Genomic DNA, 14251 nt, shown 5'->3' with positions numbered 1-14251 from the left:
AGCCCGGTGAACTGGTTCCTCTCGGGAAGAGGCACTAGCTTCTAGCCGGTATTCGCTCACTCTTTCTTCCCACGGGGAAACGCGTCATGAGTCACGAAGCCCGCCTCGCCGAACTGAATGTCGAATTGCCTGAGCCTCCCGCTCCTGCCGGCAATTATGTCCCGATCGTCCGCACCGGCAACCTGCTCTTCACCGCCGGGCACATCGCGATGATAAAGGGAAAGGTGGGCGGCGAGGTCGACCCCTCGCAGGCGCACCTCGCCGCCAACAGCATCGCCCATTCCATGCTGGCGACGCTCAAGCGGGAGCTCGGCTCCCTCGACAAAGTCAAACGCCTCGTCAAAGCCACCGGCTTTGTCGCCTGCACCCCCGACTTCACCGACCACCCCAAAGTTATCGACGGCTTCAGCTACACCATGGCCCACGTCTTCGGCGACGCGGGAAAGGGAGCCCGCAGCGCCGTCGGCGTACCGAGCCTGCCGCTGAATACCTGCGTGGAGATCGAAGCGGTTTGGGAAGTGGAGTGAGCATTCCCCGCTATTAAATCCGACAATATTATCAAAGAATCTGCAGGCAGTTCTTCCGAATTAATCGGTGTCGAAACTCGCAGTGGGACAATTTAATGACGCTTGTCGTGTCGGCTTATTGGCGTGACCCAGTCAGCGGAGAAACCAAGGAATTTACCGATTGGTCCGAAGGCCGACACATGGCAGGCGCAGAGCGTGCTCGCACAGAATTGTGGGGCTCGACAGCGATTCGCCGTCGCGGAGCCAAGTACTTACCATTGCTCGCCGAGTCAGACCTTTGGATCACGCCGGAAGACTTAGATGACTTCGTGGTCGAGGTGCGCGAGCTTTTGCACCACCTTGACGACTTACGAGTCGAACTGAAGCGGAAAGCTGACTGCGCACTCCCGCACTACCTTCATAATTTCCTACGTGCTGCCGAATATGCTCACGCAAAGGGCGGCGGCGTCAATATTACATAAAACCCGGGTGCCCGGGCAGCTTGCCCCCGCAGGGTCAGGTTGGTTTCGTTTATACATCACTTCAAGTCTTGGAGGCTCGTTCGGCGGTCGCGGAAGTGAGCCCTGCAAGAAAGAAGCGAGCCGCCAGATGCGGGGGCGACACGCACCCCGGCACTCGGCGATTCCGTCAATTATTACTATCCTTCGCTGGCCATTTTGTGCGTAGCGTTGATCGTAGTGAAAGGATTTCAGCAAGATGGCAACCGGAGACGACCCCTCACTCAATGAATACTTCAGGTTTGTTCGATCGAAAATTAAATCACCAACCTGTCTCCGTGAATTTCGGACGGAGATGGTCGACGACCGGACGAGCGAATACGGTGAGGGTGAGATCGTTTACAGTCTCTCCTGTTCGTGCGGGGCAGATAAGCTTTCGCTGTTGGGCCACGACATCGAAAACAATTTCGGTAACAAGACCATACGGGTCTTCGTTTCCCCACTCCATGTTCGCTGCGAGAGCTGTAATCAAACGCGTCTACTCTTCGACAACGATTTACACGGTTACGATGCGGAACTCGGCCACGGTTCCACCACGTTGAGAGGAGAAGGGGATTCGACCTTATATCGCTGCCGAACGTGTCAGTCCGCCCAGTTTCGCATGATCCTCACGTTTTATCTGTCCTCTGAGACGTTCGATATGGCATTTGAAGATGAGCTGGGGAATTCCAGATTGAATGAGCGACCGCAAGACCTCTTTCACGTGATATCGGTGCAGGGGACCTGCTGTGATTGTGGCCAGAACGAGACGATGTGCGGTCTTGAGTGTTCATAATAAGTGAATTTTTTTGTCACTTCGGGGGCAACTTGTCTCCGCAGGTTGGAACTTGGTTTCTCATTGCATCGGCTCCAGCCGTCAAATCCGTTTGGGCTGTCGCCGTAAGCACCTTTGCAAGAACCAAGCGAGCGGCGGGTGGCTGGGGACGGGCGCGAGATCGAAAGTTGTCCTCCTCGAACTCTGCAGGCGTACCCGATAGCCGATTGCCCGCCCCCAGTGCTGGAGCGATCGAATAGATAACAGCAAGTCGGCGTCGCCCCGCGCTCGCTGGGGGCGGCTCTGCGAGACCGTCCCCAGCCACCCATTTTTTGTCCGGCGCAACCATCTTTCCATGGTTGGAGGAACACACGGTGCGCACCGCCTCTGTTCGCCCCGCCGGTGGGAGTAGTCACTTGACTGCGTTATCCCCATGCGGCGGATGTTGCCGCGGCAAAACTGCCGGGCGCGCGTCCGATTTTATTTGAGCTGTCGGCTATCGGCTGTCAGCTATCGGCAAGACTTGGGTAGTCCGGCCTTTTGTGGCCGGGTGCCGACAGGCACAAGATGCCGTTTGAGAACACTAAAAAAGATTGAGAGGCTGCCAACTGGAAAGAACTTAATAATCCTTGAGTGGCACGGACACCGTCCGTGCGGCGCAGCCGCCAGAGCATTCAGCTACCGGCCACAATTAAAATTGGACGCCAGATTGGTAGGGCAATCTCTACCTGAGTGCTCTACGCGACCCGGACGATGTCCGGGCCACTCTTAAAACGCCCCGGTTGTTAAAGGCCGGGCTAATCGCAGTGAGGCTACGGCCACTCTATTGAGATTGCGTTTCGAACATCGCTGTAAACACCGGGAAGAACGGCGGAAGCGATGAATAGTGTGCCGATGAGTGCCGCTGCGATTACGGCGTAGCCGACGTACGGACGTCTCACAATGCGTTCGAGATTGGCTCCCGCGAGGGCTGAAAGGCCTCCGACCATGGTCAGCGACATCGCTGCCCGCACTATGGTTACTGCAGCGGCGAAGACGGAATGCTTCGAAATGCCCAATGGCCAACCGTTCGCCCAGCCCGGCTGAAACGTTAATCCAATCAACACAAACGCCTGGCACACCAGCAACACAATCGACGCAACGAACGCCTTAATGCCAGTCGCAATTGGTAGCGTCCGAAAGACGCGCAGCCCTCCCCTCATTTGTCCGCCCGTCCGCGGTTGTTTATCTTGAATCTGTGTGACACGGACACCGTCCGTGCGGCGCAGCCGCCAGAGCATGCAGCTACCGGCCACAATTAAAATTGGACGCCAGATTGGTAGGGCAATCTCTACCTGAGTGCTCTACGCGACCCGGACGGTGTCCGGGCCACTCTTAAATTGCCCCAGGGTTCTGAAAGTGTTTTGACGGGCAATCAGCCGCTCCAGGAGCGGCTGATGTGTTCGGTTTCTTCGGCCGACGGGGTGTCGGTGGCGAAGTGCGGCTTTGCTGCTGAAGGGGCTGGCTGCGACAGGTCGCCCTGCTCGATCAGTTCCAACCAATTGTCGCGGTGCGATTCGAGAATGCCGACGGCCTCTCGGACCTTGGCGGCGTCCTGATAGGTGTCCGCTTCGACGAGTTGCCGATACGCGAACACGAACAGCAGGGCGACGTTGCTCACGATTTCGGGAGCCTGATCCTTCTTCAACCCGCTGATCAGTTCCGTCACGAAGTCGCGGGCGGAGCTGAGCTCGCGCCAGCTCGTTTCGCGGTCGTCCTCTTCAATCGCCGCGGCGGCCCGCTTCGAGTGACGGATCGCGCCTTCAACGACCATTAAATGCAGGTGCGCCGGTTGAGCGCCCATGACCTTCGATTCGAGGTATTCATCAACGATATTCACTCTGCGCTCCGTGCAGATGGGGTTTCACAAACTAATGAGATCAGCCGCTCGACTGACCGAACTGCAGGTTGGCCAGCCCGGCCAACGCCTGCTGCTGGGAGGTAATGCTGGAGATCGACGCTTCCATCGCCGCGAATTGGGCGACGAGCCGCTCCCGTCGCAAGTCGAGCCGCACGTCGAGTTCGTCGATCCGGTTGGTGAGCGATTCGATATTGGTCGTGAGTGTGCGGCCCTCGATTTGAAACAGGCCGGTGAACGGATCGGTCAGACCATCGAGCAGCTCTTCGCCCACGTCGGCAAAACCATCGGTGCCGTCGAGGAACTCGCGAACGGCGTCGGGATCCGCGGCGTTGGCTTCGTCGAAGCGTTCGGAGTCGAACGCGAGCTTGCCGTTGGCCCCGATCGTGAGCCCGATCGACGCGAACGAGCGGATCGAGTCAGTCGAGTCGCCGAACGTCCGGGCGAACAGGCTGTCCATGCGGCTGCGAATCCGCAGAGCCGTATTGCTTCCGGACAAAATGCCCCGGCTGTTGGTTTCGGGGTCGAACCGCGTGAGTTCCCCGTACCCGTCGATGAAGCCGTTGTAGGAGCTTACGATCTGCTCGATCGCCCCTTTGATCGCCCCCGGATCGGCCGTGATCGAGACGGTGGCGGGATTGTCGGTCGGCTGGCTGACCGTCACGTCGATCCCACCGGGGAGGTCGTTGAAGGTGTTCGTGGACGAGGTGATCAATGGTCCGGAACTGCCGCCGAGACGGAGCAGGGCGTCGGTACCCTCAGAGGTGGTCGTGACGTTCAGCCCGAGGCCGCCGTCATCAATGAAGAATCGGCCGTTCGCGCCCGAAACCGTCGAGCTGAGCGAGAGCCGGAACGGCGAGAACTGCGACCCGTCATCCACAATGCTGGCGGTCGCGCCGCCGGATGCCGCGTTGATTTTGGTCACGAGGGATTCGAGCGTGTCGGTTTCGTCCGTATCGACCACGATCGCCTTGCGGCCTTCGAACGTGAGCGTTCCGCCGATGTCTTCGGCGGTGCCGCGAATCCGCAGGTCGGCCGCCGTGCTGCCGCCGTTTGTTTCGGTGATGGTGAAGTCGCCGGTGCCGCCGGCCGTGTCTTCCAGTTTGAGGCCGTCGCCGGTGTCGTTCAGCGAGGCGGTCACTCCGACCGAGGCGGTGTTGATCCGGTCGATAATCTGGCCGATGGTCTCGTCGCCGGAAGTGACCGAGATGGTCGCCGTCGCGCCGGAGGAATCCGTGATCACAAACGAGCCTGCCGAAACCCGCCCGCCGTCGGGAGCGTAATCATCGAGCGAAGTCGCCTTGCCGACGTATTGCCGATCGAGATTCCCGGACGAGATCGATGTCTCCGCCGCATCGATCGTGAGGCCGAGATCAGCAGCGAGCGTGCCGGACGTATCGGAGATCACGAGGTTCGAAACCGTTGAACCCGATGTGTCTCGGATCGTGATGCCGGTGCCGGCGTCATCGACTTCAGCAACGAGATTCAGCTTCACACTGCCGGCCGTCTCGGCGGCATTGATTGCGGAGAGCACTTCATCGAGCGACTCGGCTGCTGAGAGGTCGATCGCGGCGGTGTTCCCGGCCCGGTCGGTCAGGCTAATCGTTCCGGCCGTCACGCCCGCGCCAGCATTCAGATTGCGGAGCAGCACTGAATTAATGCCCGCCAGCAAACGCCCGCCGGTTAGCGTGTCGGCCGAGACGGTTGAGTCGATTCCCAAAGCGTCCACGACATCAGCCGTGCCGAGATTGCTCGCCGAGAGATCGCCGACGCCTCCCGTCGAGTCGGACAGCACGATGCGACCATCGGAAATTGACGCGGTGACCTTGCCGCCGTTTTCCGCATCGTCGTTGATGGCCTCGACCACCTCGCCAACGGTGAGGGCCGTTGAGAGGTCGACATCGATATTCGTCCCGTCGCGGGCAGTGATCCGCAGATCGTCTCCGGCCGCGGCGTACAGGCCGTTGCCGTCATCGAGTTGGCCGAGCGTCAGGTTTTCAGTCGCGGCGTAAACCTCGCTGCCGGTGAGGGTGTCGCCGGTGGTCGAGCCGAGAATCCCAAGATCGACGGCCGCCTTGCCTCCACTGCGATCGGCGACCGAAAGGCTGCCCGCTCCGCCCGAGGTATCGGTCAGCACGATCTGCCCGCCGGAGGTCGTCGCGGTGATGGACGTTGAGGCATCGTTGATCGCGCTAAGTACGTCTTGAACCGTGTAAGCCTTCGACAGATCGACCTCTGCGGTCACGCCCGACCGATCGGTCAGGCCGATCGTTCCCGCCCGGACTCCGGCTCCGCCGTTGAGTTCGTTCAGCGTCAGTTCCCGGTCGATTTCCCCCCCGGTCCCAATTACGAAGGTGCCCTCGCCCACCAGTTGAGAGGTACTGGCAAAGCCGGACGAAATCGCCGCGTGCGAGGCCGCGGTGCGGATCGACTGAAACGTGTAGTCGCCGGGCGTCGAGCTGCTGCTGGCGGTGACGCTGAAGCCCGCGTTCTCGGGAATCGTCCCCTTGAACGTGTTGTAGACGGCGTTGTTGCCGAGCGATTCGACCGCCGTTGACATGGTCAGCAGGATCGATTGCAGGGAGTCGAAAGCCGCCTGCTGCGACTCGTAGTTTGTCTTCCGGCTTTCCAATCGACGGACCGGCGCACGCTCGGCGTTGACCAGTGCGTCAATGATCGCACCGGTATCGAGACCGCTGATCAAGCCGGTGGTTGTGGTGACGGAGGACATAGATTTGGCGTTGCTTTAGCGCGCGCAGCATCGGCGTACGGGAGGACCCTACGCATCGAGCATCGACGCCCGGCCGCGATCCCCTTGAGTCGACCGGCGGGGCGAAATGAAATCGTCTCAAAGAGTGTGCGGATCGCGTGGAGTTTGCGGATCGAGCCGGTCAGGAACGGTATTGCGGAAGCTGAGGCCACCGGCGACTCGGCATCCCCCCGCCCGGCTCAGCTCTTCGTCCGACACAGCTCTCCGACCGACATAGCGCTCCGTCCGACATAGGAACAGGCGGATCGACGAGTTACGCTGTCCGCCGAATGGATCGAGATTGTTCTCTCCGCCTGAGCGGCAACACATGATCGCAACCCCCGAATCTGTCATTCGCCGATTGAGTTCGAAGCTCGAACCGAACTCAACGAATGCCCGGCCCGATTTGACCCCAATTGCGGGCATCAAGGCGGTGATGTTCGACGTCTACGGAACCCTGTTCATCAGCGGGAGCGGCGATGTCGGCACCGCCGCCGCCGGGGCGAAGGGGAAGGCCTTCACCGACGCGGCCGAGGCCTGCGGGATCAAGTTCGACGCCGATGCGGACACAGTCGTCGAGCGAATGATCGCCGAGATCAAGACGTTTCAGGAAGAGCGGCGGACGAGCGGGACCGAGTACCCCGAAGTCGAGATTCGTGACGTGTGGGGGCGGACGCTCGAAGCGGCAGGCATAGAGGTCCCGGCTCCCGACGCGATCGAGCAACTGGCGATCGAATACGAATCGCGGGTCAATCCGGTCTGGCCGATGCCGCACTGCCGGGAATCGCTCGAGGCTCTGCGCGACGCCGGACTCAAACTGGGGATCGTCAGTAACGCTCAATTTTTCACGCCGGCGCTGTTCCCGGCGCTGCTCGATCAAACGCGTGCGGAGCTCGGGTTCGATCCGCGATTGGAGTATTTTTCGTACGAGCATCTGCAGGCAAAGCCCGGGCGATTCCTCTACGAAGCCGCGGCCGCGGCGCTGGTCGAATTGGGCATCACCCCGGCCGAAACGCTCTACGTGGGCAACGACATGCTCAACGACGTGACCCCGGCGGCGGCGGTCGGATTTCGCACCGCGCTGTTCGCCGGCGACGCGCGCAGTTTGCGGATGCGCGAGGATGATGCGCGTGTCACGGGAGTCACCGCTGATGTGACCGTGACCGATCTCGCCCAAATTTCGGGGATTGTGACCGATCGAACCGGTTAAGCGACTGGCAAACCGTGACCCGATTGTCGACACTCCGGCTTCGCGCTCTCCCTGACTGACAACAGCATGCCGGTGACATCCCGCCGCGAAACGTGAGAGCAGCCTGAGTCGACACCATGAACGCGCAACACATCGGCTTTATTTCGACCCGATTCGCCGGAACCGACGGCGTTTCGCTCGAAAGTTCGAAATGGGCGGAGGTCTTGTGGGACCACCGGCACGTCAGCTTCTGGTACGCCGGCAAACTCGACCGCGATCCGGCGATCAGCATGTGCGTGCCGGAGGCTTATTTCGGACATCCAGACATCCTTGCCATCAATGATGCCGTCTTCGGGCAGATCAAACGCTCGAAAGAGATGACAAAAAAAATTAAGGACATGGCCGATCGGCTCAAGGACACGCTCTACGAGTTCGTGGAGAAGTTCGGGATCGACATTCTCGTGGCGCAGAACTCGCTCACGATTCCCATGAACATCCCGCTCGGCGTCGCACTCACGAACTTCATCGCGGAAACCGGCTTTCCCACGATCGCGCACCATCACGACTTTTATTGGGAGCGAGACCGCTTCATGGTCAACGCCGTCGGGGATTATCTCGAGATGGCGTTCCCGCCCAAATTACCCAGCATTCAGCACGTCACCATTAATTCCCCCGCCCAGGAAGACCTTTCGTGGCGCACCGGATGCAGTTCGATCCTGATTCCCAACGTGCTCGATTTCGATCAGGAACCGGAAGCCTGCGACCTTTATTCCAGTGATTTTCGAAAAGAGATTAATATCGCGCCGGACGATATCCTTATCCTCCAGCCGACCCGCGTCGTCCCCCGAAAAGGCATCGAACACTCGATTAACCTCCTCGCCCAATTGAACGACCCGCGGTGCAAATTAGTAGTCACTCACGAGTCGGGCGACGAAGGGCAGGAATATCAAAACGCCCTGATGGAAATGGCAAGCAATGCCAACGTCGACCTGCGATTCGTCGCGGCCCGGGTCGGTGAGACGCGTTACTCGGACGCCGAAGGCCGCAAAGTCTATTCCCTGTGGGACACCTACCCACACGCCGATTTCATCACCTACCCCAGCCTCTACGAAGGTTTCGGCAACGCGTTATTGGAGGCCTTCTATTTTCGTAAGCCTGTCCTCGTAAACCGCTATTCGATCTTTCGGACCGATATCGAGCCGAAGGGATTTCGCGTCATTACAATGGATGGCTTCTTAACGCGATCCGTCATTGAAGACGTCCGCCGCGTCATACAGGATCGCCCGTATCGAGAAGCGATGGTCGACCTGAATTATGAACTCGCGAAACGCTTCTTCAGCTACTCGGTGCTTCTGCGTAAGTTGCGGGCCATCGTCTGCAACTTCACCGGCCAGGACGACCTTTAATATTTAGCCGCGACCGCCCGGGAGCGCTTTAATGAATCTGTCTGACGATGCACTGTCGAAAATTCGCTCGCTGCTCGAACCGCTTTACCCCGACCGGGTCGACGAGGTCGCCGGCCGATTGGACGAACTCGCCGGACGTTACACCGACCTGCCGAAACGCGATGCCGACGGCCTGTGGGATGAGCGCGATATCGTCCTGATCACGTACGGCGATCAGGTCCGCGGCGGCGAAGGGGCGGCCTTGGCGGCGCAAACAAAGTTTCTGCTCGATCACGGTTTAAAAGACGGGCTCAGCACCGTCCACCTGTTGCCCTGTTTTCCTTATTCATCGGACGACGGATTCAGCGTTATCGATTATCGCGAAATCGATCCCGACGTCGGCACCTGGGACGATGTCGCCGCCCTCGGTGAACAATTCGACGTGATGTACGACCTCGTGCTGAATCATTGCTCGCAGCACAGCGATTATTTCAAAGGCTATCTCGCGGGGACGGAACCTTACACGAACTTCTTTATCGAAGCCGACCCGGAAGACGAGCGCCTTGCGATGGTCACCCGGCCTCGGAGCCTGCCGCTGCTGACGCAATATGCCTCGTCACGCGGCGACAAACATGTCTGGACGACATTCAGCGACGATCAGGTCGATCTTAATTTCGCCGAGCCGGACGTGCTCGTTGAGATGTTCGACGTGCTGCTGACCTACGCCAAGCAAGGCGGCCGAATTATTCGGCTCGACGCGATAGCCTACCTGTGGAAGAAGTTGGGGACGAACTGTATTCACCTTCCCGAGACACACGCGGTCGTTAAGTTAATGCGGGTGCTGCTCGATGAGCTTGCCCCCGGCACCATCCTGCTCACCGAAACGAACGTGCCGCACTCGGAGAACGTCGGCTATTTCGGCGATAACGTCCCCGGTGAGAACCGCGGCGATGAAGCGCAGATGGTCTATCAATTCAGTCTCGCCCCCCTACTGCTGGATGCCTTCCTGCATGAAGACGCCACCTATTTAATCCGCTGGCTCGCGAAGCTGGAGCACTTCGGCGGGTCCCGAACTTACTTTAATTTCACGGCCTCACACGACGGCATCGGCGTGAGGCCGCTTGAGGGACTCGTGCCCCCCGAGCGAGTTCAAGAATTAGCCGACGCCGTAAAAGCCCGCGGAGGACGCGTCAGCACGCGCCGCAACGCCGACGGGTCGGATAGCCCCTACGAACTCAACATCACTTATTTTTCCGCGATGGCCGACAGCGATTCGGACGAACAGTCGGATCGACCTGTTCGACGATTCCTCGCCTCGCAAGCCGTGATGCTGGCTCTTCGCGGCATCCCGGGCGTTTATTTTCACAGCCTCATCGGGACACTCAACGACTTAAGAGGGATGGCGAAGACCGGGCGAGCCCGCACCATTAATCGCCGAAAGTTTGAGCTGGACGAGTTGGAGGGCATCGTCAACAACGAGTCTTCGCCGCAGGCTGTGGTGTTTAATGCTTATCGCAGCCTGCTCAAGGTCCGCCGCAAGCAGCAGGCATTTCATCCCGACGCCCCGCAGAGCGTCTTCGCCGATGCTCCCCCCGAATTGGTGGTTTTCGCCCGGCGGGCGGTCGATGAAAGCCAGACGATCCTCGTCGCCTGCAACACGTCATCAAAGCCCGTCGAACTACCCGCCGCCGCCCGGGTCCTATGCCCCAAAGGCACCGACCTGATCACCGGCGAGTCCCTCTCCACCGACCGCCCGATTCCGCCGCTAAGAACAGTTTGGCTGGACGCGGGGCATTAAACCAAGGTGACCCGGAACCGACACGTCCGGGCGGGCCAGTCACAAAAGATCTTAAAGGAATACTTCAGTCATCGGCACCTGTTGCCTCGTCCCAAAGATCGCACTGGGACCTCTTGCGACACCTCTATAGAACAGTTTTCGTCAATTTGGGTGCGGAGATGCCAGAGCACACCGAGTCTGATTCACTAATCGCACGAGAACTTGTCGTCGGCCAAAAGCTGCGGCGTATCATCTGCAAATCAGGGTCAGACGATCGAATCAACTTTTGCGATGTGATCATTGAATTAAACAATTCCATCGCGTTTCGACTGCCAACGCCTGATTACATGCGGGAAGGGAGAATCGAGTGTCCGGCTGTCGAAGTGCCGTCGGACTACCAGACTTCGGACTCGTGGTTCACCGGGCCTTACCGATGGCGTTTCGACATCTGGAGTTCGCCGATTGCCGACCTTCTATTGCCGAGCGACCCTGAAGAGCGATTTCTTGATAGCGGCTGTCTCGCTCTCGCCTCCGGGATCCACCTGATGGTCGGCTTCTGGGCTCCTCTCGCCTGCACAACGAGTGGCCCCGTTTTCAATCCCGAACAACCAGAAGAAACTATGCGGTCAATCTGGATGCTCGACAAGGATAGCCCGGACGCGATAGGTCCGAGTCGTGCAACAACTAGTCGCCTCTAAGCGCAAGGGTGCCGGGGGCGTGTCGCCCCCGCAGTGAGATGCTCGATTACTTCTTGCATTAGCCGAATAGCCGTCAACTTTCTTGAACAGGACGTGGAGCCGATGCATTTCACATGCGGGCTCAACCCGGGGGGCGACACGCCCCCGGCACCCGAATTGCCCTATCTAAGAGTGAGAAGCGAAGGCCCCTTAATCTCGGAAGAACATTTTCGTGTGAGGTGATTTTGCGTCGATGCCAGCCGCGGTTCTTGTTGATACCCCCACTTTAATCCGCCTCCCTACCGGTCGGGGCTTTATTTAGCGCTTATTTTTCAAGGCGCTCTGCAATAAATGACATTACTTTCGGGGCCATCGCGTCGTAATACTCCCAGCCGTGGCCGCCGGCTTCGGTTTCGAGGTCGCGTTCGTGCGGGATGCCCATCGACGAGAGTTTCATCGTGAGGCGTTCGGCGCTTTCGAACCATTCCTCATCGGTCGGGTCGCACAGAATGAGCTGATGCCGCGGCCAGTTCAGTGGATGCAGTTCGAGGATCGCCGTCGCTTGGCGAGCGGCTTCGGCGGTGGCAAACATCTCATCGAGCGGCAAACCGCGGCCGTGCCAAATTTGAAAGTCGACCGCCGGGCTGATCGCGGCCACAATCGGAAACTCACGCGGCTGTCGATACGAAAGTTGAAGCGCACCCTGCCCCCCCATACTGACGCCGCTCAAAGGGATGCGTGGCGGAGCGACGTTGAACTGCTCGCTGATCCACGGAACGACGCTCTCTCGGAGAAACGATATTGGGGTCTTGTCAGAAGCAAACTCGCTGCAATGCCGATCCAGCCACCAGCACCGAGCCCCGTGCGGGCAGACGCAGCCGAAGCCGTGCCGGTCGAGCAGTTCGGTCCAGACGGGGTTGTCCCTGAGTGTCCGGCCTGTGTGCCCATGCAAAAACAACAGCACCGCGTTGCCGGCTTCGCTGGGTGGATAGACATCCGCCGTCACCCCTTCGATCGATTCTTCTCGCCAACTCACTTACCTTGCTCCGTAGAAACGCCGCTCGCGCTCGGTCTGTCCGAACTCTCCGGCCCCATTGTATTCCGCCCTGGCTCCCGTGCCGTGAAGACTTTGATCGAAGCTGACGAGATTCGCGAGAAGGTCGCCGAATTGGGCGAGCGGATCGCGACCGATTATCGGGGGAAGCCGCTGACGCTGCTGGGCGTGCTGACCGGCAGTTTGATTTTCCTCTCCGACCTGATGCGGCAGATCGAGCTGCCTCATCGCGTGGGACTGATCCAAGCCTCCAGCTATCGCGGCGCGGTGACTGAACCGGGCCACCTGTCGATCAACGCCAGCCTGCTACCTGAGCTGCGCGACCGCGACGTCGTATTGGTCGATGATATCTTTGACACGGGTCACACGCTCGTCGCGCTGCACGAACGCGTCCGGCAGGAAGAGCCCGCCTCGATCCGCTCGGCGGTGCTGCTTTGGAAGGAGGGACGTTCGGAGGTCGAGCGGATTCCCGATTATTACTGCTTTCGAATCCCCGACCGATTTGTAGTGGGTTACGGCCTCGACTATGCGGACGAATTTCGCCATCTGCCGTACGTCGCGGAATTGGAACCGGAAGATCTCCGTGGGAATGAGTGATCCGTGAAGAAAGATGCTCACTGAATTGATTCGATTCTTAAGGTCACATCTCATTCCCCGATGCCCCAATTTCTATAATGTCCTCGCTGACCCTCACCGACGTTTCGAAGACCTTCGGGCGAGCTGGGCGTGACCCACATCCGGTACACGCCGTTGAAGAGGTCTCGCTCACGATTGCCGATGGGGAATTCCTCGTATTGCTGGGGCCGAGCGGCTGCGGGAAGTCGACACTGCTGCGGATGATCGCGGGACTGGAAGAGGTGACGGCAGGGTCGATTAAGCTCGGCGATCGCGATGTCACGCACGCCGAGCCGAAAGATCGCGATGTCGCGATGGTGTTCCAGAATTACGCCCTCTATCCCCACATGTCGGTCGAGAACAACCTCGGCTTCGCGTTGCGGATGCGGGGCGACTCGAAGGCGGCCATTCGCAGTCGGGTTGAGGAAACTGCGGTACTGCTGGGGCTGGGCGATCTGCTGCATCGCAAGCCGAGGGAGCTCTCGGGCGGACAGATGCAGAGGGTAGCCGTCGGACGGGCGATCGTGCGGCAACCGGCGGCTTTTCTGTTCGATGAACCTCTCTCGAACCTTGATGCGGCCCTCCGCGATCAGCTCCGTCGCGAACTGAAATCGCTGCATCAGCGATTAAAAGCCACGATGGTTTATGTCACCCACGATCAGACCGAGGCCATGACGCTGGGCGACCGCATCGCCGTGATGAATGGCGGAACGGTCCAGCAAGTCGGCCCGCCCGCCGAGGTCTATGACCGGCCTGCGAATACATTTGTGGCTGGTTTCATCGGTTCACCGCCAATGAATTTGCTACCGGTTGAGTCGATACCGTCTCAATCTTTTCCTGAAGGGACGGCCACCGTCGGCTTCCGGCCTGAGCACGGCTCGTTCGCATCGCCGGGCGTTGACGCGTCCTCCGCGACGATCTCGATCGCGGCCGAGGTCCGCGACATTCAACGCTTGGGCGGAATGCTTCTGGTCGAGGCGAACGCTGCAGAAGCAACGCTAATTTTATCTGTCACGCCGGAGAAGGAGCCGTCGCGGGGGCGGGCCGCCATCGTTATCGAACCGAAGCACGTTCATCTATTTGATCGGAGCGGAACGCGAATCAGATCACTCGCAGATCCCGAATAGTTT

Annotated in this window: 13 protein-coding genes; 8 read left to right on the top strand and 5 right to left on the bottom strand. The window is 59.5% G+C overall.

Features of this window, described 5'->3' with window-relative positions:
* The first annotated feature begins 86 nt into the window (after positions 1-86).
* Both Pan189_RS03335 and Pan189_RS03330 read left to right on the top strand, forming a co-directional pair.
* Positions 87-527 carry a RidA family protein gene (locus Pan189_RS03335; RefSeq protein WP_145362546.1) on the top strand — a complete coding sequence of 147 codons (441 nt, stop codon included), beginning with the start codon at positions 87-89 and terminating at the stop codon, positions 525-527.
* Positions 528-622: 95 nt separating this feature from the next.
* Positions 623-988, top strand: coding sequence for a hypothetical protein (locus tag Pan189_RS03330; RefSeq protein ID WP_145362545.1), 366 nt, complete (start codon positions 623-625; stop codon positions 986-988).
* Positions 989-2590: 1602 nt separating this feature from the next.
* On the opposite strand, the gene Pan189_RS21200 is transcribed toward Pan189_RS03330, so the two are convergent.
* From Pan189_RS21200 to Pan189_RS03310, 4 genes are all read right to left on the bottom strand, one after another.
* The gene (locus tag Pan189_RS21200; RefSeq protein ID WP_310821028.1) at positions 2591-3058 is read right to left on the bottom strand and encodes a hypothetical protein; all 468 of its coding nucleotides are present in this window, start codon (positions 3056-3058) and stop codon (positions 2591-2593) included.
* Positions 3059-3192: 134 nt separating this feature from the next.
* Entirely contained in the window at positions 3193-3657 is a 465-nt protein-coding gene (fliS, locus tag Pan189_RS03320; RefSeq protein ID WP_145362543.1) for a flagellar export chaperone FliS, read from the bottom strand.
* Positions 3658-3697: 40 nt separating this feature from the next.
* Positions 3698-6406, bottom strand: coding sequence for a flagellar filament capping protein FliD (gene fliD, locus Pan189_RS03315; protein WP_145362542.1), 2709 nt, complete (start codon positions 6404-6406; stop codon positions 3698-3700).
* Positions 6407-6523: 117 nt separating this feature from the next.
* A complete protein-coding gene (locus Pan189_RS03310; protein ID WP_145362541.1) occupies positions 6524-6754 on the bottom strand; it encodes a hypothetical protein in 231 nt (76 codons plus the stop codon).
* Between Pan189_RS03310 and Pan189_RS03305 the strand changes: the two genes are divergently transcribed.
* The 4 genes from Pan189_RS03305 (at position 6753) to Pan189_RS03290 (ending at position 11473) form a co-directional block, all read left to right on the top strand.
* Complete coding sequence (locus Pan189_RS03305) at positions 6753-7634, top strand: HAD family hydrolase (RefSeq protein WP_145362540.1); 882 nt, start codon at positions 6753-6755, stop codon at positions 7632-7634. The two genes, Pan189_RS03310 and Pan189_RS03305, sit on opposite strands and share 2 nt — an antisense overlap.
* 116 nt (positions 7635-7750) lie before the next feature.
* Positions 7751-9019, top strand: coding sequence for a glycosyltransferase family 4 protein (locus Pan189_RS03300; protein ID WP_145362539.1), 1269 nt, complete (start codon positions 7751-7753; stop codon positions 9017-9019).
* A gap of 31 nt (positions 9020-9050) precedes the next feature.
* On the top strand, positions 9051-10796 hold the full coding sequence (locus Pan189_RS03295; protein ID WP_145362538.1) for a sugar phosphorylase: 1746 nt from the start codon (positions 9051-9053) through the stop codon (positions 10794-10796).
* A 158-nt stretch (positions 10797-10954) separates the two neighbouring features.
* Complete coding sequence (locus Pan189_RS03290; RefSeq protein WP_145362537.1) at positions 10955-11473, top strand: hypothetical protein; 519 nt, start codon at positions 10955-10957, stop codon at positions 11471-11473.
* Between the two features lie 304 nt (positions 11474-11777).
* Here the strand turns inward: Pan189_RS03290 and Pan189_RS03285 are convergent, their stop codons facing one another.
* Positions 11778-12488, bottom strand: a complete 711-nt coding sequence (locus tag Pan189_RS03285) for an alpha/beta hydrolase-fold protein (protein ID WP_145362536.1) — start codon at positions 12486-12488, stop codon at positions 11778-11780.
* 84 nt (positions 12489-12572) lie between these two features.
* Here Pan189_RS03285 and hpt point away from each other — a divergent pair, with 84 nt between their 5' ends.
* Complete coding sequence (gene hpt, locus Pan189_RS03280; protein ID WP_310821027.1) at positions 12573-13103, top strand: hypoxanthine phosphoribosyltransferase; 531 nt, start codon at positions 12573-12575, stop codon at positions 13101-13103.
* 77 nt (positions 13104-13180) lie between these two features.
* Positions 13181-14248, top strand: coding sequence for an ABC transporter ATP-binding protein (locus tag Pan189_RS03275; protein ID WP_145362534.1), 1068 nt, complete (start codon positions 13181-13183; stop codon positions 14246-14248).
* Positions 14249-14251 lie beyond the last annotated feature (3 nt).

Origin of the sequence: Stratiformator vulcanicus (assembly GCF_007744515.1) — a bacterium.
Lineage (GTDB): Bacteria > Planctomycetota > Planctomycetia > Planctomycetales > Planctomycetaceae > Stratiformator > Stratiformator vulcanicus.
The sequence above is the reverse complement of the archived record's forward strand: the minus strand, read 5'-3'. Positions and strand labels throughout refer to the sequence as shown.

Excerpts from the sequence above, each read along its gene's own strand:
- Pan189_RS03295 (WP_145362538.1), top strand. The coding sequence starts at position 9,051 with ATGAATCTGTCTGACGATGCACTGTCGAAAATTCGCTCGCTGCTCGAA.
- Pan189_RS03305 (WP_145362540.1), top strand. The coding sequence starts at position 6,753 with ATGATCGCAACCCCCGAATCTGTCATTCGCCGATTGAGTTCGAAGCTC.
- fliD (WP_145362542.1), bottom strand. The coding sequence starts at position 6,406 with ATGTCCTCCGTCACCACAACCACCGGCTTGATCAGCGGTCTCGATACC.
- Pan189_RS03275 (WP_145362534.1), top strand. The coding sequence starts at position 13,181 with ATGTCCTCGCTGACCCTCACCGACGTTTCGAAGACCTTCGGGCGAGCT.
- Pan189_RS03300 (WP_145362539.1), top strand. The coding sequence starts at position 7,751 with ATGAACGCGCAACACATCGGCTTTATTTCGACCCGATTCGCCGGAACC.
- Pan189_RS03290 (WP_145362537.1), top strand. The coding sequence starts at position 10,955 with ATGCCAGAGCACACCGAGTCTGATTCACTAATCGCACGAGAACTTGTC.
- Pan189_RS03310 (WP_145362541.1), bottom strand. The coding sequence starts at position 6,754 with ATGTGTTGCCGCTCAGGCGGAGAGAACAATCTCGATCCATTCGGCGGA.
- Pan189_RS21200 (WP_310821028.1), bottom strand. The coding sequence starts at position 3,058 with ATGCTCTGGCGGCTGCGCCGCACGGACGGTGTCCGTGTCACACAGATT.
- Pan189_RS03330 (WP_145362545.1), top strand. The coding sequence starts at position 623 with ATGACGCTTGTCGTGTCGGCTTATTGGCGTGACCCAGTCAGCGGAGAA.
- Pan189_RS03335 (WP_145362546.1), top strand. The coding sequence starts at position 87 with ATGAGTCACGAAGCCCGCCTCGCCGAACTGAATGTCGAATTGCCTGAG.